This window comes from Microbacterium sp. F01, from assembly GCF_056156365.1.
This window is the reverse complement of record NZ_CM149592.1, coordinates 2,249,156-2,266,062: the sequence shown is the minus strand read 5'-3', so window position 1 is coordinate 2,266,062 and position 16,907 is coordinate 2,249,156. Positions and strand designations below refer to the sequence as shown.

Here is a 16,907-nt window from a genome sequence, read left to right as displayed (position 1 = left end):
CTGGAGGCATGGACATCCCCGAGGCAGCCGCGGCGTATCTGCGCAACCTCGCGGAAGTGCGACGCCTTTCGCCGGCCACGGTGCGGGCGTACCGGTCCGACCTCGACGGACTGGCCGCCGCCTGCGGCGACCTCGAGCTCGCGGCCGTCGATCTCGAGCACCTTCGCGACTGGCTGTGGCACGCGGTCCAGCGCGGCGACAGCCGCGCCACGATCGCGCGCCGCACGGCGGCCGTCCGGGGCTTCTTCGCCTGGGCGACCGAGACCGGTGCGATCCCCGCGGACCCGAGCCTTCGCCTGGTCGCCCCGAAGCGTGGGAAGACGCTGCCGAAGGTCGCCACTGCGGAAACCTTGAGCGGGATGCTCGATGCCCTGGCGTCGGCGGCCGCCGACGGCGATCCCGTCGCGCTGCGTGACCACGCGATGCTCGAGCTGCTGTACGGGGCCGCCGTGCGCGTCTCCGAGCTGTGCGGGCTCGACCTCGACGACCTGGATCACGAGCGCCGCACGGCTCGGGTACTGGGCAAGGGATCGAAAGAGCGGGTCGTGCCGTTCGGGCTCCCGGCGCTGCGCGCGATCGACGCCTACGTCGTGCGGGGCCGGCCGATGCTCCTCACCCGGCGAGCGGACGACTCGCCGAATCCCGCGCTCTTCCTCGGCGCCCGCGGAGGGCGTATCGGGCCACGCGCGGTGTACGACCTCGTGTCGCGCCGGCTCGGCCCCGAGCTCGGCGCCCAGGTGGGTCCGCACGCGCTGCGCCACTCGGCAGCGACTCATCTCCTCGACGGTGGCGCCGACCTCCGCGCCGTCCAGGAGATGCTGGGCCACGCGAGTCTCGGCACCACGCAGATCTACACGCACGTCTCCAGCGAGCGACTGACGGCCTCGTACCGTCTTGCCCACCCACGCGCCTGAGACCGTCAGCAGCAGGGGAGCAGTACCGCGCGCGGCACTCCGCCCAGGAGGACGAGCGGGTTGATGTAGACGCCGTCGAGTCGGACCCCGAAGTGCACCGTCCCTGCCTCGGCATGGCCGCCGGTCGACACCGTTCCCAATGTCGTGCCCACGTCGACCGGTGTCCCGGCGCTGAGAGGGGAGTCCACCGGCTCGAGCGTGGAGACGAGACCGTCGCCGTGATCCACGGTGATCACGCCGCGCCCCGCGACCTGACCCGAGAACGCGACCACGCCGCCCGCGGCGGCGCGGACGTCGCCGTCGTCGACCGGCAGAAGGTCGATACCTCGATGTCCGGGCCCGTACTCGTGCGGCGGTGCGACGAAGGGGTGCACCAGCCGGAACGGATGCACCGGCCATCGCCAGTCCCGCGCGAGCGACACGGTTCCGCCGTCGATGCCCGGCCCCGGCTCAGTGTCCCGCGCGTGCGCCGCCGCGGCAGGCGACAGCGCGACGAGGACACTCATGGCGACGACGGCCCCGAGGTACGCGAGCGACCGGCGAGATCGGCGATGACGGGTTGATGGCGGCTTCGACACGGCACCACCCTGGCCCGTCCGAAGAACCTGCGGATCGAAGCGACGGATGCCCGTGGACAAGCGTCGCGATCGGCGGGCGGGGGAGGAGGAGGCGGCCGCGCCGCTGCTGATACACTGGGTGCGCACTCCGCATGTCGGAGTGACTCCGCGTGCCCACAGCACCGCAAGCCCCGAGTCTGACGAAGGGTGCGGCGCGGCATCCATTCCCACCGGTCCCGGCGATCGCTTCCGAGCGAGCGCGGGGCGGGAATGAGCCGGGCACCAGGCCACGCCGGCCACGAGCCGGCGCGAGAACAACCGCAACAGGCGCGTACGCGCCGGAACAGGAGAACGGCCATGGCCGTCGTCACCATTCGCCAGCTGCTCGACAGCGGCGTCCACTTCGGACACCAGACCCGCCGGTGGAACCCGAAGGTCAAGCGCTTCATCCTCACGGAGCGCAGCGGCATCCACATCATCGACCTGCAGCAGTCGCTGACGTACATCGACAAGGCGTACGAGTTCGTCAAGGAGACCGTCGCGCACGGCGGCACCATCCTCTTCGTCGGCACCAAGAAGCAGGCGCAGGAAGTCATCGCCGAGCAGGCGACCCGCGTGGGCCAGCCCTACGTCAACCAGCGCTGGCTGGGTGGTCTGCTGACCAACTTCTCGACCGTGTCGAAGCGTCTTGCCCGCATGAAGGAGCTCGAAGAGCTCGACTTCGCGGACCCGGCCGCGAGCGGCTTCACCAAGAAGGAGCTCCTCCTCAAGAAGCGCGAGCTCGACAAGCTCCACAAGTCGCTCGGCGGAATCCGCAACCTCCAGAAGACCCCGTCGGCCATCTGGGTCGTCGACGCCAAGCGCGAGCACCTCGCGATCGACGAGGCGTCGAAGCTCGGCATCCCGGTGATCGGCATCCTCGACACCAACGCCGACCCGGACGAGTTCCAGTACCCGATCCCCGGCAACGACGACGCGATCCGCTCGGTGGGGCTGCTCACCCGCATCATCGCCGACGCCGCCGCGGAGGGCCTCATCCAGCGCCACCAGCCCACCGACGAGACCGCTGACGCGGAGCCGCTCGCCGACTGGGAGCGCGAGCTGCTCGAGCAGGGTGCCCCCGTCGTGACCGACGTCGCCGAGGTCGAGACCGTCGCGACCGAGTCGGCCGCCGACGAGGCCGGTGCCGAGGCGGCTGAGGTCGCAGAGGCCGCTGAGGCCGAGGCGACCCCCGCCGAGTAAGGCTCACACACACTCCGCCCCGGCGGGATCGCCCTGATCGAACGGTCCGGACGGTCCCGCCGAGGCATCCACGAGAACTCACACAATCAAGGAGCCGCCACCCATGGCAAACTTCACGATCGCCGACATCAAGGCGCTGCGCGAGCAGCTCGGCACGGGCATGGTCGACACCAAGAAGGCGCTCGAGGAGGCCGACGGCGACCTCGAGAAGGCCGTCGAGATCCTGCGCCTCAAGGGCGCGAAGGGCAACGCCAAGCGCGCCGACCGCTCCACGAGCGAGGGCCTGGTCGCGGCCAAGGAGGTCGACGGTCAGGTCACGATCATCGAGCTCAACACCGAGACCGACTTCGTCGCCAAGAACGACCGCTTCATCGCCCTCGCGGAGAAGGTGCTCGACGCCGCCGCGGCAGCGCACGCCGACTCGGCCGAGGCCGCCCTCGCCGCTCCGGCCGGCAGCCAGACGGTCGCCGAGCTCATCTCGGACGAGGCCGCGATCATCGGCGAGAAGGTCGAGCTGCGTCGCGTGAACACGCTCTCGGGCGACAAGTTCGAGATCTACCTCCACAAGACCAGCAAGGACCTGCCGCCGCAGGTCGGTGTCGTCCTCGCCTACTCGGGCGACGACGCCGAGACGGCGCGCAGCCTCGCCCAGCACATCTCGTTCGCGAACCCGTCGTACCTGTCGCGCGACGAGGTGCCCGAGGCCGAGGTCGAGAAGGAGCGCGAGATCGTCACCGAGATCTCCCGCAACGAGGGCAAGCCGGAGGCCGCCCTTCCGAAGATCGTCGAGGGCCGCGTCAACGCGTTCTTCAAGCAGGTCTCGCTGCTCGACCAGGACTACGCGAAGGACAACAAGCAGTCGGTCGCGCAGGTCGCGAAGGACGCCGGTCTGACCCTGACGGGCTTCGCCCGCTACAAGGTCGGCGCCTGACCTTCTGAGAAGGCCCGCATCGGCAATCCGATGCGGGCCTTTTCTCATGCCCTTCGGTAGTTTGTCGTAGACGAGAGGACCACAGTGATCAACGAGAACACCGGGCGCCGCCGCGTCCTTCTGAAGCTGTCCGGCGAAGCGTTCGGCGGAGGCCAGCTGGGTGTCAACCCCGACGTGGTCAGCCAGATCGCCCAGGAGATCGCTGCAGCGGTCGACCGCGTGGAGATCGCGGTGGTCGTCGGCGGTGGCAACTTCTTCCGCGGCGCCGAGCTGAGCCAGCGCGGCATGGACCGGGGCCGGGCCGACTACATGGGCATGCTCGGCACAGTCATGAATGCCCTCGCCCTGCAGGACTTCCTCGAGCAGGCCGGTGCCGCCACGCGCGTGCAGTCCGCGATCTCGATGACGCAGGTCGCCGAGCCGTACATCCCGCGCCGTGCGGAGCGCCACATGGAGAAGGGTCGCGTGGTCATCTTCGGCGCCGGCGCCGGGCTCCCGTACTTCTCCACCGACACCGTAGCCGCGCAGCGTGCGCTCGAGATCGACGCGCAGGAGGTCCTCGTCGCGAAGAACGGTGTCGACGGCGTGTACACCGCGGATCCGAAGAAGGATGCCTCGGCCACCCTGATCGATCGCATCACGTACCTCGACGCGCTGCAGCGCGGTCTCAAGGTCGTCGACTCGACGGCGTTCAGCCTCTGCATGGACAACCGCATGGACATGCGCGTGTTCGGAATGGAGCCCGCGGGCAACGTGACGAAGGCTCTCCTGGGCGAGACCATCGGCACGCTGGTCACGGCGTGACCGGCCCCGCGTCGATAGACTTGACCAGCCCCATCTACGTGAAGGAGACACTGTGATCGCGGACGTCTTGGCCGATGCCGGAGTGCGCATGGACCGCGCCGTCGAGGCAGCGAAGGAGGACTTCGCCACGGTGCGCACCGGACGCGCGAACCCGCAGCTGTTCCAGAAGGTCCTCGTCGACTACTACGGCAGCCCGACGCCGCTCGCGCAGCTCGCGTCGATCAACAACCCCGAGGCGCGCACGCTGCTCATCACGCCGTACGACAAGTCGGCGCTGAAGGCGATCGAGCAGGCGATCCGCGACATCCCGAACCTCGGCGTCAACCCGACCAACGACGGCAACCTCGTGCGCGTCACGATGCCCGAGCTCACCGAGGAGCGCCGCAAGGAGTACGTGAAGCTCACGCGCACCAAGGGCGAGGACGCCAAGGTCCACGTGCGCGGCATCCGCCGAAAGGCGAAGGACGACATCGACGCGCTGAAGGGCGAGGTCGGCGAGGACGAGCTCGCTCGCGGCGAGAAGGAGCTCGACGCGCTCACGCGCGCGCACGTCGACGCGATCGACGAGGCGCTCAAGCGCAAAGAGGCCGAGCTCCTCGAGGTCTGAGGTCTGCCCATGACCGACGCATCCGACCCGCCGCGGAGCGACGAACCCGCCTCACCGCAGACGCGGCGCGAGGCGGGTGAGGCTCGGCGTGCCGCCGAGACCCCCGACACCGGCCCCGCGCGGCAGTCGCATCTGCGAGCGGCGCGCAGCGAACTGGAAGGCCACGTCGCCCAGGCGCGCGCAGACTTCGAGGAGGCGAACGAGCGCATCAAGGAGCGGACGGGTCGCGATCTCATCGTCGCGATCCTCATCGGGCTCGCAATCGGCCTCGTCCTGCTCGGGTCGCTGCTGTTCGTGAAGTGGGCGTTCGTGCCGTTCGCCCTGGGCGCGGCGTTGCTCGCGATCTTCGAGTTCTCCCGGGCTCTGGTCGCGAGCGGTCGCCGGGTCGATCTCGTCCCACAGCTCATCGCCGGTGCGGTGGTCGTGCTGTCGGCGTTCTTCGTCGACTCGTGGATGCACTGGGTGCTGCTGTTCGTCGCACTGGCTTTCGTCGTGGTGTGGCGACTGGTCGGGCAGATGGCCTCCCACGACGGCCGCGCGTACGGTCTGGTGCTGGGCGACGTGCTCATCGCCACCTTCCTGCAGCTGTACGTCGCCTTCCTCACGAGCCTGTGCCTCGTGCTGCTGGCCAAGGACGGCGGCGAATACTGGGTGCTGGCGTTCATCATCGTCGCGGTCGCGGTCGACACCGGCGCGTACGCGGCCGGCATCAGCTTCGGCAAGCACCCCATGGCGCCGCGGATCAGTCCGAAGAAGACCTGGGAGGGCTTCGCGGGAGCGGCGGCCGCAGCCATCATCGCGGGCATCCTCGTCGGCCTCTTCATGCTCGGCCTTGAGTGGTGGATGGGCGCCGTGTTCGGCATCCTGATCCTCGCCACGGCCACCGCGGGCGATCTGGGAGAATCGATGATCAAGCGCGATCTCGGGATCAAGGACATGAGCTCCTGGCTGCCCGGTCATGGCGGCGTGCTGGATCGACTGGACTCGATCCTGCTGTCGGTCGTCGCGGCGCTGACCCTCTACTACCTCTTCACTCCGTTGGTGGCATCATGACGGCATCGCAGGCGACCGCCCGGGCGTCCTTCCCCGAAGCGCGAGGACGCGAGAAGGGCTACGACAAGCAGCCCGTCGACGAGTTCCTCGCGCGGGCACGCTCGTCGTTCGAGCGCGGGACGGACGCCCTCACGTCGGCCGACATCCGGCAGGTGGCGTTCCCTCTCGTGCGGCACGGCTACGCGATCGCGTCGGTGGATGCGGCTCTCGGCCGCATCGAGGACGCCTTCGCCGCGCGCGAGCGCTCTTCGGCGGTGGCGGCGACCGGCGCCAAGGCATGGGTCGGCCACACTCGCGAACTCGCGCAGGAGGTCCTGGACCGTCTCTCCCGGCCTGCGAAGCGTCGATTCGATCGTGTGTCGCCGCTGCGCTACGGCTATCGCATCGCGGAGGTCGATCTCGTCACCGACAAACTCGCGCGCTTCCTCGAGACCGGCGACTCCGTCACGGTCGAGCAGGTGCGCGCGGTCGCGTTCCGCATGCAGCGCGGGGGGTACCGCGAGACGCAGGTCGACGCCGTGCTCGATGCCGTCGTCGAGGTGATGCTCGCCGTCAAGTGAGACGCGCGGGTCCGCGGATGGCACGCCCTCGTGCCGGTATGCGAGAATCGGGTCACTGTGACTTCTGGAAACGAGCTGCACCCCACCAGACGCGCCCGACGTCACGAGGTGGCTGCCCGGTCCGCGAGGCCGGTCGCCGTGACGGGATCCACTCCTTCGGCGCCCTCCGCACCGACCCCCAAGCCGGCTCCGCGCTGGTCGCGTCGCCGTGGCGTGGTCGGCGCGTTCGCGGCCTTCGCGGTGCTCGGCTTCGTCGTCGCCTACATCGGTCCGACCGGACTCGCACTGGCGCAGGCGAGCGCCGAGGACGAGTCTCAGGTCTCGCTCTACGCCAGCGGGCTCGGTGACGTCCAGTCCCGCGCCGGCGACGAGACCGCGGTCGACCCGGAGCCTGCCGCGCTCGACCGGGGCAACTACACGGTCTACGTGAAGCCGAAGCCCACGCCGACCGTGCAGGCATCGACGTCGGCGTCGACGTCATCGAGCGGATGGCGTCCTCCGTTCGTGACGCCCGACCCGGGCAGCGCGCAGGCGATCGCCTACGACATGGTGCTGGCTCGGGGCTGGGGCGACGACCAGTTCGCCTGCCTCGTCGCGCTCTGGAAGAAGGAGTCCGGCTGGCGCGTCAACGCGTACAACGCCGGCAGCGGCGCATACGGCATCCCGCAGGCGCTGCCGGGCAGCAAGATGGCCACCGCCGGGGCCGATTGGGAGACGAACCCCGCGACGCAGATCACGTGGGGTCTCGGCTACATCGGTGGCCGCTACGGCACACCGTGCGGTGCGTGGGACCACTCGCAGCGCACAGGCTGGTACTGACCCGTGCCGCGGTCGAACCGCCGCCGTCACGACTCGAGCGGCGACGACTCGTTCGAGCGCCTGCTCGCCGGCTGGAAGCGCACCGAGGTGCGTCGTGGCATCGAGTGGACAGTGCAGCCCGTCTCGGCGGCACAGGCGCAGAAGCCTTACACGTGCCCCGGATGCGGTCGTCAGATCGACATCGGCGTCGCGCATCTCGTGGCGTGGCGCGCGGACGGGGTGCTGGGCGACGCGGCCGACCTCGCCGCACGCCGGCACTGGCATCAGCATTGCTGGAAGGTGGCCTGACATGGAGATCCGCGGACCGATGCAGCTGCCCGCGCGACGGGAGGACATCGAGCTCGAGACGCTCGACGGGCTGACGCTCGTCGGTGAGCTCGCCCTGCCCGAGACCCGTGACCCGGTCGCGACGCTCGTGACGCTGCATCCGCTGCCCACCGCCGGTGGATTCATGGACTCGCACATCCTCCGCAAGGCGGCGGGCCGCCTGCCCGCACTCGCCGACCTCGCGGTGCTGCGGTTCAACACGCGAGGCACCACGTCACCGCGGGGCACCAGCGAGGGCTCGTTCGACGGTGGTCGCGCCGAGGCGTTCGACGTCGCCGCAGCGATGGACTTCGTGCGCGAGCGCGGCCTCCCGCGGCCGTGGTTCGTGGGCTGGTCGTTCGGGACGGAGCTCGCCCTCAAGTACGGTCGCGACCACGGCGTCGAAGGTGCCGTGCTCCTGTCTCCGCCGCTGCATCGTGCAACCGATGAAGAAGTTGCGGCGTGGGCGGGCGACGAGCGCCGTCTGGTCGTCCTCGTCCCGGAATTCGACGACTACCTCCGACCGGATGCTGCGACCCAGCGCTTCGCGAGCGTGCCGGAGGCCGTCCTGATCCCGGTCGAGGGGGGCAAGCATCTGTGGGTGGGGGAGAACCAGACCCGCCGCGTGCTGACCGAGATCGTGGCGGCCGTCAACCCCGACGCGCTTCCGCTGCCGCTGGAGTGGCACGGATCCGCCGTGCAGGGCTGAGCGTCACCGCTCGTTCTGGCGCGGGATCACGACCTGGCGGTAGATGATCAGGATGCTGGCCGCCACCGGGATCGCGACCAGTGCGCCGAGCAGGCCCAGCAGCGAGCCGCCGGCGAGGGCCGCGATCACGACCACAGCGCCGGGGACCGCCACTGCGCGTCCCATGATGCGCGGCGAGATCACGTACGCCTCGATCTGCATGTAGATCAGGTAGTAGATCGCGGCGATCAAGGCGGTGGTGGGGGAACCCACCACGAGGCACGTGAACACGATGATGATGGAGCCGGTGAGCGTACCCACGAGAGGGATCAGCGAGAAGAAGAAGGCGATCACCGCGAGCACCGCGGGAAACGGCGCCTTGATGATCGTGAGGAAGATCGCGCTGAGCACGCCGTTGATGAGACCGAGCGTGACCTGGCCGATGACGTAATAGCCGACGGAGTCGGTGATCTGCTCGCCGAGATCCATGAACCGTGCACGCTTGGATGCCGGCACCAGCTGGTAGACGGCGCGCTTCAGGTTCGGCGTCGAGGCGGTGAAGTAGATGGTGAGGATCAGCACGATGAAGGCGCCGGCGAACCCGGCGATGAGGGCGCCGATGATCGCGATAATGCTGCCGCCGACCTCGGAGCCGATCGCACCGACATCGAGCGAGGCGTACCAGTCCTCGATGTAACCCCACACCTCGTCGACGTTGAGCGCGGGGAAGACCGCGTGCAGCCAGTCCTGGATCGCACCCACCGGGTCGTCGAACTCGCCCTTCTCGGCGAGATCCTGGATCGTCGCGACGAGCTGACCGATCTGCTGGACGATGATCGGCACGACCATGAGGATGATGCCTGCGAAGACCGCGAGCACGCCCAGGATCGTGATGAGGACTGCCGCCCAACGCGGCAGCTTGCGTCGCTCGAGCCACGCAACGATCGGATCGAGGCCCAGAGACAGGAAGAGGGCGGTGCCGACGTAGAGCAGGATCGTCTGGAGGTTCTGGATGCTTCCGATGAGGAGCAGCCCGAGGCCGACACCCAGCGTCGCGAGCAGCGCTGTGCGGAACGGGTTGTGCAGCTTCATCGAGTTCCCCCTCAGATCGACGTGGCGTCGATGCATCGTTCGCCCAGGATACGCATCAGCGACGTCCAGCCTCGGGAATGGAGCCTCCCACGCGCCTCCCAGGTCGTGTTCGCTAGTCTGAACTGTCGAATCGAAGGGCTGCGCCGTGTCCGCGCGCCCCGGGAAAGGTGTTCTTCGTGCGTTTCGTGTGGGCCGTGGCGGCGTTCGTGCTCGCCACCGTGATGATCGGTGCGGGCATCGCCCAGCGGACGATCTTCCAGGGACCCAAGACTGAGACCACGGCGATCTCGGTCGAAGAGCAGACTCCGTATCTCCTCATCGACGGCGCCGTGCTCAACCAGATGCCCGGCACGCAGACGCTGCGCGCCCAGACCGCGGGCGACATCTTCGCCTCCTACGGCCGCACGGCCGACATGGAGGCATGGCTCTCCGACTCCACGTACACCCACGTCACTCTGGACGACGAGGGCGGCCTGGGGACGGCGGTCGTCGAACCCGAGGTCGATGCGACCGTGGATCCCACCGCGGAAGCGCCTGCCGAGGACGCCGCAGCAGGCGACGCCACCGCAGAGGACGCTGCCGCCGAGACCGCAGGTCGCAGTCCGGTCGGATCCGACCTCTGGCTCGACGAGTACCAGCAGACCGACCTCCTGATCGCGCCGCTGCAGCTGCCGGAGGGCATGAGCGTGCTCGTCGCCGCCGACGGCACCGCACCCGCTCCGAGCAAGGTGACCGTGTCGTGGCCACTGCAGACCTCGACACCATGGGCGGGTCCGCTCATCGTCGTCGGCGGCATCCTGATGGCCGTCGGTGTGTTCCTGTACATCCTCGGAATCCGCCATGTGCGCCGCAAGCGCGGTCCGCGCCGCAAGGGACTCCCGCTGCCGGTCACCGAGCCCATCGACATCGCGATCGACCACGACGACGACAAGGGCGTGATCAGCAGCTCGAAGCAGACGCCCCGGGCAGTCTCCAGTGGCGGGCGCCGCGCGTTCGCCGTGGTGCCGGTGGTGGCCGTCTCAGCGCTGCTGTTCTCGGGCTGCTCGGCAGACGCATGGCCGCAGCTCGGCTCCTCACCCACCCCGTCGCCCACTGCGACCGTCATCGCCCCCGACGGCCAGCAGGCCCCGGCCGTGACGAAGGCGCAGGCTGAGCGGATCCTCACCCGCATCGCCTCGACGGTGGCGGACGCCGACGCGGCGATGGACGGCGACCTCGCCGACACCCGCCTCGAGGGTGCGGCGCTCGCGGCGCGCGACACGAACTACAAGCTCCGCGCAGCAGTCGCGGATTACCCCGCGCCGGCGCCGATCCTGGCCAAGCCGCTCGAGATCATCCTGCCCCAGGCCTACGACGGCTGGCCGCGTTCGGTCATCGCCGTCGCCGACGACGACGAATCCAAGACGTCGAGCATCATGGTGCTGACCCAGCAGGATCAGTGGTCCGACTACAAGCTGTCGTACGTCGGAAGCCTCGAGGCCTCCACCACGCTTCCCGACCTGGCGCCTGCCTACATCGGCGCGCCGCAGGTCGAGCCGGACTCGCCGTTCCTCCTCCTGCCGCCGAACGAGGTCGCCGCCGCGTACGCGGACGTCCTCAACAACGGTGAAGCCAGCAAGTACTACGACCTCTTCGAGGCCGACGGCGACCAGCTCCGAGCCAGCATCGCGGCAGACCGCCAGCGCCGGCTCGAAGAGTTCAACAAGACCGCCTCGTCGACCGGAAGCCTGGAGTTCAGCTCAGCAGCCGGTGTCCAGGCGCCGTTCGCCCTGCAGACGGTCGAGAGCGGCGCGATCGTCGCGGTGAACATCAACGAGATCGACACCGTGAAGCCCACCAACGCGGACGCCGTGATCAAGGTCGACGGCAACCAGACGGTGAAGACGCTGGCCGGCGTCGACCAGTCGCAGACCGGCTTCGCGACGACATTCAGCGACCAGGTGTTCTTCTACGTGCCGGGTCCCGGGTCGAACGAGAAGATCCGTCTGCTCGGTTACTCGTCCGACATCCTCGATGCGAAGATTCTGTAGTGACCGATCCCACTCTGGGCGCCTCGCTTCGCGGTGCCGTCGACCTGTCCTCTCTCCGCAACCGTCCGGCGCCCGCCGCTCCGGGTGAGGAAGCGCCGGCCGGCGCCGGCGTGGCCGTCCCGTCGCTCGTCCTCGACGTCACCGACGAGACGTTCCCTCAGGTGCTCGAGCTGTCTCGCACGGTTCCTGTGGTCGTCGACCTCTGGGCCGAGTGGTGCGGACCCTGCAAGCAGCTGAGTCCGATCCTCGAGAAGGTCGTGGTCGAGCTCGGCGGACGCGTCGTGCTCGCCAAGGTCGACGTCGACGCCAACCCCCAGCTGTCGCAGGCGTTCCGCGCGCAGTCCATTCCCATGGTCGTCGCGCTGGTGGCGGGCCAGCCGGTGCCGATGTTCACGGGTGCGGTGCCCGAACAGCAGGTGCGCGAGGTGTTCGCCCAGCTCCTGCAGCTCGCGGCCCAGAACGGTGTGACCGGCTCCGTCGCCGTCGACGGCGATGCCCCCGAGGAGGAGCCGGCCGAGCCGCCGCTTCCGCCTCTCCACGCCGAGGCCTTCGCGGCCATCGAAGAGGGCGACTACGCCCGCGCGGTCACGGCGTATGAGAAGGCCCTCGCCGAGAACCCCCGCGACGCCGAGGCGCGCGCCGGGCTCGGACAGGTGCGCTTGCTGGACCGCGTGCAGGGCGTCGATCTGCAGGCGGCGCGTGCGGCCGCAGCATCCGCTCCCCAGGATGTCGCCGCGCAGTTCACCGTCGCCGATCTCGACCTCGCGGGCGGGCACGTCGAAGATGCCTACGGGCGCCTGCTGGACCTGTTCGCCCAGCTTCCCGCGGACGAGCGCACCCCGGTGCGCGAGCGGCTTCTGGAGCTGTTCGCTCTCGTCGGCGATGCCGACCCGCGCGTCATCGCGGCGCGCGGCCGCCTCGCTTCCCTGCTGTTCTGAGCGACCCGCACAGCGGACGACAGCACGGCCGTCTCGTGAACGAGGGCTCCGGGCACACCCGGAGCCCTCGTTCACGTCTGACGACGCTCAGCCGTGCGTCGGCGAGGGGATGTGCGCGTCCGTCCGGTGGCGCAGCCACAGCACGCCGAGTGGCGGCAGCACGAGCGACGCGCGCCCGCCGGCTCCCGCATGGACGACGCCGAGGTTGCCGACGCCCGACCCGCCGTACACCTCAGCGTCGGTGTTGAGGATCTCGTCCCAGACTCCCGTCTCCGGCAGGTCGAGCTCGTACGACGAGATCGGGTTCCCGGAGAAGTTCGCGGCGACGACGATCGTGTTGCCGTGCCAGTCCCGTCGCGCGAAGGCGATCACGTTCGGGTTCCACTTCGGAGCACCCAGTCTGGTGAACGCCGCTCCATCGCTGTCGCGCGCCCAGAGTGCGGACTCCTGGCGGTAGACGCGGTTCAGCGCCGCGACGAACTGCTGGAGCTGCGCGTGCGTGGGCTGATCGACCAGCCACCAGTCGAGCGAACGGCCCTCCGACCACTCCGAGAGCTGGCCGAACTCCTGCCCCATGAACAGCAGCTGCTTGCCCGGGTGCCCCCACATGTAGGCGAGGAAGGCGCGCATGTTCGCGAGCTTCTGCCAGTGGTCGCCAGGCATGCGGGAGAAGAGGCTGCCCTTTCCGTGGACGACCTCGTCGTGGCTGATCGGCAGCACGTAGTTCTCGCTGAACGCGTAGACGAACGAGAACGACAGCTCGCCTTCGTGGTGCGAACGATAGATCGGATCGCGCTTGATGTACTGGAGCGAGTCGTTCATCCAGCCCATGTTCCATTTGAACCCGAACCCGAGACCCGCCTGGTTCGTCGGGGCCGTGACCCCGGGGAAGCTCGTGGACTCCTCGGCGATCATCGCGATGCCGGGGTAGCGCTTGTACGCGGTGGCGTTGACCTCCTGCAGGAAGTGGATCGCCTCGAGGTTCTCGCGTCCGCCGTGCACGTTCGGGGCCCACTCGCCGTCCTCGCGGGAGTAGTCGAGGTACAGCATCGATGCCACGGCATCCACGCGGAGACCGTCGACGTGGAACTCCTCGAACCAGTACAGCGCGTTCGCGACGAGGAAGTTGCGCACTTCACTGCGGCCGTAGTCGAAGATGTACGTGCCCCAGTCGCGGTGCTCGCCACGTCGCGGGTCGGCGTGCTCGTACAGCGGCTCGCCGTCGAAGCGGGCGAGGGCGAACGAGTCCTTCGGGAAGTGCCCCGGGACCCAGTCCATGATGACGCCGATGCCGGCCTGGTGGAGCCGGTCGATGAGGTACCGGAGGTCGTCGGGGTGTCCGAAGCGACTGGTCGGTGCGTAGTATCCGGTGACCTGATAACCCCACGACCCCCCGAACGGATGCTCGGCGAGGGGGAGGAACTCGACGTGGGTGAAGCCCTGTGCACTGACGTAGTCGATGATCTGGTCTGCGGCCTCGCGGTACGACAGGCCCTGACGCCACGAGCCGAGATGCAGCTCGTACACCGACATCGGACGCGACACGGGGGTGGACATGGCGCGCTCTGCGAGCCAGGCGGCATCCCCCCACGTGTACGAGGAGCGCACGACGACGGAAGCCGTGGCCGGCGGCACTTCGGCGAACCGGGCCATGGGGTCGGCCTTGAGCACCCAGTCGCCATGACGCGCGCGGAGCTCGAACTTGTACGTCGTGCCCTGGCCGAGGCCGGGGATGAAGAGCTCCCACACACCGCTCGCGCCCATCGAGCGCATCGCGTGGCCCTGGCCGTCCCAGCCGTTGAAGTCGCCCACCACGCGCACGGCGCGGGCGTTGGGCGCCCACACGGTGAAGGCGGTGCCCATCGACCCGTCGTGCTCGCGCTCGTGCGCGCCGAGCACGCGCCACAGCTCCTCGTGACGGCCTTCGCCGATCAGATGGAGGTCGAGCTCGCCGATCGTGGGGGAGTGGCGGTAGGGGTCGTCCGCGGTGAAGTCGGGGCCGTCGGGATAGGTGGTCAGCAGCTCGTACCGGCTCATCCCTCCGGCGCGCGTTCCCTCCCAGATTCCGCCGCGCACGTGCTCGAGCGGCACCCGCGTGCCGTCCGCGAACACGGCGGTGACGCTGCGGGCCAGGGGTCGGCGGGCACGCACGATCCAGGTCGCGGTGCCTTCGGCATCCCTATCGGGATGGATGCCGAGCACGGCGTGGGGATCGTGGTGCGAGCCCGTCGCGACGGCATCGAGGATCTGGTCGGCGGGCGTCATCGGGACTCCTTCACGTGGAGGATGTGGACCGGCTCGGTGAACGCGTCGAGCATCACGTAGTTGTGATCCGACCACGTCCAGCGCGCGCCGGTGACGAGGTCCTCGACCTCGTACGGCGTACCAGGCTCGACGCCCCAGACGCGGGTGTCGAGGTGGACCATCGTCTGACGTACCGAGTGGGGATCGGTGTTGACGACGACGATGATGGTGTCGCTGCGCCCGTCGGGCGACAGCGCGGCGTCGAGATGCTTCGCGTAGACCAGGATCGCGTCGTCGTCGCTCCAGTGGATGCTGAGGTTGCGCAGCTGCCGCAGCGCCGGGTGTGCGCGACGGATCTCGTTGAGGCGCGTCAGGAACGGAGCGAGGGAGTCGCCCCTCTCGATGGCGCCCGCCCAGTCCCGGAACTTGTACTCGTACTTCTCGTTGTCGATGTTCTCTTCGGACCCGGGTCGAGCCACGTTCTCGAACAGCTCGTACCCGGCATACACACCGTACGTCGGGGCGGCGGTCGCTGCGATCGCCGCCCGGATCACGTAGGCCGGCCGACCGCCGAACTGCAGGAACTCCGTGAGGATGTCGTGGGTGTTGACGAAGAGGTTCGGCCGCATGAAGTCCGCGGTGTCGTGCGCCACCGACGAGAGGAACTCCTCCAGCTCGCGCTTGGTGTTGCGCCACGTGAAGTACGAGTAGCTCTGCTGGAACCCGACGGCCGCGAGACTCTGCATCACGGCGGGCCGCGTGAAGGCCTCGGAGAGGAAGATCGCGTCGGGATGCTCGGCGTTCACGGTCGCGATGAGCCACTCCCAGAACTGCAGGGGCTTGGTGTGGGGGTTGTCGACGCGGAAGATCTTGACGCCCTGCGAGATCCAGTGCCGGACCACCCGGAGGACCTCGGCGTAGATCCCCGCCGGATCGATGTCGAAGTTGATCGGGTAGATGTCCTGATACTTCTTCGGCGGGTTCTCCGCGTAGGCGATCGAGCCGTCCGGAAGAGTCGTGAACCACTCGGGGTGTTCCGTCACCCAAGGGTGGTCGGGGGACGCCTGCAGAGCGAGGTCGAGGGCGACCTCGAGGCCCTCCCGCTGGGCGGCCCGCACGAACGCGCGGAAGTCGGCGGGCGAGCCGAGCTCGGGGTGGATGGCGTCGTGCCCGCCTTCCGGTGCCCCGATGGCGTAGGGCGATCCGGGATCGCCCGGCCGCGCCTCCAGCGTGTTGTTGCGACCCTTCCGGTTCGCCTGCCCGATCGGATGGATGGGCGGCAGGTAGGCGACGTCGAACCCCATCTCCGCCACCGCGGGAAGGCGCTTGGCCGCGGTGCGGAACGTGCCGCTCTTGACCGTGCCGTCCTTGAGACGGCGGGCGCCCTCGGAGCGCGGGAAGAACTCGTACCACGCGCCGACACCGGCCCGCTCGCGTTCGACGAGCAGTTCCCGCTCCTCGCCGATGCTGACGAGCGACATCAGCGGTCGCTGGTGGAAGTACCGCGCGATCGCCGGATCCTCGACGATCGACAGCGCTGTGGCGTCATCGTCCTCGGTATCCCGCAGGGAGGCGGCCGCGTCGGCGAGCACCCGGCGCTCCGCTGCGGGGCGGCCCCTCTCGGCACCGGCCCGTTCGAACAGCTGAGCGCCCATCTCGCGCATGAGCGCAGCATCCACTCCCGCTGCGATCTTGAGGGAGGCGGCGTGCTCCCACGTCGCGAAGTCGTCGCCGAACGACTCGAAGCGGAACCGCCAGACACCCTCCTCGAGGAGAGCCACCTCGGTGCGCCAACGGTCCAAGCCGTCCTCGAGGGGCGCGAGGCGATGCAGCGATTCGTCGCCCGACGGCGAGAACAGCCGCACCTGCACGCCGATGCGGTCGTGCCCTTCCCGGAACGACGTCACGCCGAACGGGACGATCTCGCCGGCGAAAGCCTTGGGCCGGTAGTCACCCCACGGAACGGCCGGTGTCGGCTGGGCGAGGGGGACGCGCCGCGCTGCGGTGTCGCGTTCCGCCTGCCAGGCGCGGGTCTTGCGGACAGGGAGGGCCGAGGCGCTCCGCCACGGACGGGAGCGCACGGAGCGCGTCTTCGTGACCACGACTCGAACCTATCGCGCGT

At 69.2% G+C, this 16,907-nt stretch carries 16 protein-coding genes; 12 read left to right on the top strand and 4 right to left on the bottom strand.

Annotated features, from left to right (window positions below; all coding sequences use genetic code 11):
- The first annotated feature begins 8 nt into the window (after nt 1–8).
- Nucleotides 9–914 carry a tyrosine recombinase XerC gene (locus ACVN90_RS10360; RefSeq protein WP_475102032.1) on the top strand — a complete coding sequence of 302 codons (906 nt, stop codon included), beginning with the start codon at nt 9–11 and terminating at the stop codon, nt 912–914.
- Nucleotides 915–919: 5 nt separating this feature from the next.
- Here the strand turns inward: ACVN90_RS10360 and ACVN90_RS10355 are convergent, their stop codons facing one another.
- On the bottom strand, nt 920–1,492 hold the full coding sequence (locus ACVN90_RS10355; protein ID WP_475102031.1) for a murein hydrolase activator EnvC family protein: 573 nt from the start codon (nt 1,490–1,492) through the stop codon (nt 920–922).
- A 336-nt stretch (nt 1,493–1,828) separates the two neighbouring features.
- Here ACVN90_RS10355 and rpsB point away from each other — a divergent pair, with 336 nt between their 5' ends.
- The 9 genes from rpsB (at nt 1,829) to ACVN90_RS10310 (ending at nt 8,502) form a co-directional block, all read left to right on the top strand.
- On the top strand, nt 1,829–2,713 hold the full coding sequence (rpsB, locus tag ACVN90_RS10350; protein WP_475102030.1) for a 30S ribosomal protein S2: 885 nt from the start codon (nt 1,829–1,831) through the stop codon (nt 2,711–2,713).
- A gap of 103 nt (nt 2,714–2,816) precedes the next feature.
- Nucleotides 2,817–3,644 carry a translation elongation factor Ts gene (gene tsf, locus ACVN90_RS10345; RefSeq protein WP_203579638.1) on the top strand — a complete coding sequence of 276 codons (828 nt, stop codon included), beginning with the start codon at nt 2,817–2,819 and terminating at the stop codon, nt 3,642–3,644.
- Nucleotides 3,645–3,728: 84 nt separating this feature from the next.
- On the top strand, nt 3,729–4,448 hold the full coding sequence (gene pyrH / locus ACVN90_RS10340; protein ID WP_363432763.1) for a UMP kinase: 720 nt from the start codon (nt 3,729–3,731) through the stop codon (nt 4,446–4,448).
- Nucleotides 4,449–4,500: 52 nt separating this feature from the next.
- On the top strand, nt 4,501–5,055 hold the full coding sequence (gene frr, locus ACVN90_RS10335; RefSeq protein WP_045297881.1) for a ribosome recycling factor: 555 nt from the start codon (nt 4,501–4,503) through the stop codon (nt 5,053–5,055).
- Between the two features lie 9 nt (nt 5,056–5,064).
- The gene (locus tag ACVN90_RS10330; protein WP_475102029.1) at nt 5,065–6,108 is read left to right on the top strand and encodes a phosphatidate cytidylyltransferase; all 1,044 of its coding nucleotides are present in this window, start codon (nt 5,065–5,067) and stop codon (nt 6,106–6,108) included.
- Nucleotides 6,105–6,668, top strand: a complete 564-nt coding sequence (locus ACVN90_RS10325) for a DivIVA domain-containing protein (protein WP_475102028.1) — start codon at nt 6,105–6,107, stop codon at nt 6,666–6,668. The genes ACVN90_RS10330 and ACVN90_RS10325 overlap by 4 nt, the downstream gene beginning before the upstream one ends.
- A 138-nt stretch (nt 6,669–6,806) precedes the next feature.
- Nucleotides 6,807–7,487, top strand: a complete 681-nt coding sequence (locus ACVN90_RS10320; protein ID WP_475102027.1) for an aggregation-promoting factor C-terminal-like domain-containing protein — start codon at nt 6,807–6,809, stop codon at nt 7,485–7,487.
- A 3-nt stretch (nt 7,488–7,490) separates the two neighbouring features.
- A complete protein-coding gene (locus ACVN90_RS10315; RefSeq protein ID WP_374974539.1) occupies nt 7,491–7,775 on the top strand; it encodes a hypothetical protein in 285 nt (94 codons plus the stop codon).
- 1 nt (nt 7,776) lies between these two features.
- Nucleotides 7,777–8,502, top strand: coding sequence for an alpha/beta hydrolase (locus tag ACVN90_RS10310; RefSeq protein WP_475102026.1), 726 nt, complete (start codon nt 7,777–7,779; stop codon nt 8,500–8,502).
- A gap of 3 nt (nt 8,503–8,505) precedes the next feature.
- Here ACVN90_RS10310 and ACVN90_RS10305 read toward each other — a convergent pair whose 3' ends face one another.
- A complete protein-coding gene (locus ACVN90_RS10305) occupies nt 8,506–9,573 on the bottom strand; it encodes an AI-2E family transporter (protein WP_475102024.1) in 1,068 nt (355 codons plus the stop codon).
- A 176-nt stretch (nt 9,574–9,749) separates the two neighbouring features.
- Here ACVN90_RS10305 and ACVN90_RS10300 point away from each other — a divergent pair, with 176 nt between their 5' ends.
- Nucleotides 9,750–11,603 carry a DUF8094 domain-containing protein gene (locus ACVN90_RS10300; protein ID WP_475102023.1) on the top strand — a complete coding sequence of 618 codons (1,854 nt, stop codon included), beginning with the start codon at nt 9,750–9,752 and terminating at the stop codon, nt 11,601–11,603.
- The gene (locus tag ACVN90_RS10295; RefSeq protein WP_475102022.1) at nt 11,603–12,541 is read left to right on the top strand and encodes a tetratricopeptide repeat protein; all 939 of its coding nucleotides are present in this window, start codon (nt 11,603–11,605) and stop codon (nt 12,539–12,541) included. Before ACVN90_RS10300 ends, ACVN90_RS10295 begins: the two co-directional genes overlap by 1 nt.
- 87 nt (nt 12,542–12,628) lie before the next feature.
- Here the strand turns inward: ACVN90_RS10295 and glgB are convergent, their stop codons facing one another.
- A complete protein-coding gene (gene glgB / locus ACVN90_RS10290) occupies nt 12,629–14,806 on the bottom strand; it encodes a 1,4-alpha-glucan branching protein GlgB (RefSeq protein ID WP_475102021.1) in 2,178 nt (725 codons plus the stop codon).
- Nucleotides 14,803–16,887: an alpha-1,4-glucan--maltose-1-phosphate maltosyltransferase gene (locus ACVN90_RS10285; RefSeq protein WP_475102020.1), complete on the bottom strand. Its 2,085-nt coding sequence runs from the start codon at nt 16,885–16,887 to the stop codon at nt 14,803–14,805. Before ACVN90_RS10285 ends, glgB begins: the two co-directional genes overlap by 4 nt.
- Nucleotides 16,888–16,907: the final 20 nt, after the last annotated feature.

What these genes read in the sequence shown, in the direction of transcription:
- tsf (WP_203579638.1), top strand. Translation starts at nt 2,817, where the DNA reads ATGGCAAACTTCACGATCGCCGACATCAAGGCGCTGCGCGAGCAGCTC.
- rpsB (WP_475102030.1), top strand. Translation starts at nt 1,829, where the DNA reads ATGGCCGTCGTCACCATTCGCCAGCTGCTCGACAGCGGCGTCCACTTC.
- ACVN90_RS10310 (WP_475102026.1), top strand. Translation starts at nt 7,777, where the DNA reads ATGGAGATCCGCGGACCGATGCAGCTGCCCGCGCGACGGGAGGACATC.
- ACVN90_RS10330 (WP_475102029.1), top strand. Translation starts at nt 5,065, where the DNA reads ATGACCGACGCATCCGACCCGCCGCGGAGCGACGAACCCGCCTCACCG.
- glgB (WP_475102021.1), bottom strand. Translation starts at nt 14,806, where the DNA reads ATGACGCCCGCCGACCAGATCCTCGATGCCGTCGCGACGGGCTCGCAC.
- ACVN90_RS10360 (WP_475102032.1), top strand. Translation starts at nt 9, where the DNA reads ATGGACATCCCCGAGGCAGCCGCGGCGTATCTGCGCAACCTCGCGGAA.
- ACVN90_RS10305 (WP_475102024.1), bottom strand. Translation starts at nt 9,573, where the DNA reads ATGAAGCTGCACAACCCGTTCCGCACAGCGCTGCTCGCGACGCTGGGT.
- ACVN90_RS10325 (WP_475102028.1), top strand. Translation starts at nt 6,105, where the DNA reads ATGACGGCATCGCAGGCGACCGCCCGGGCGTCCTTCCCCGAAGCGCGA.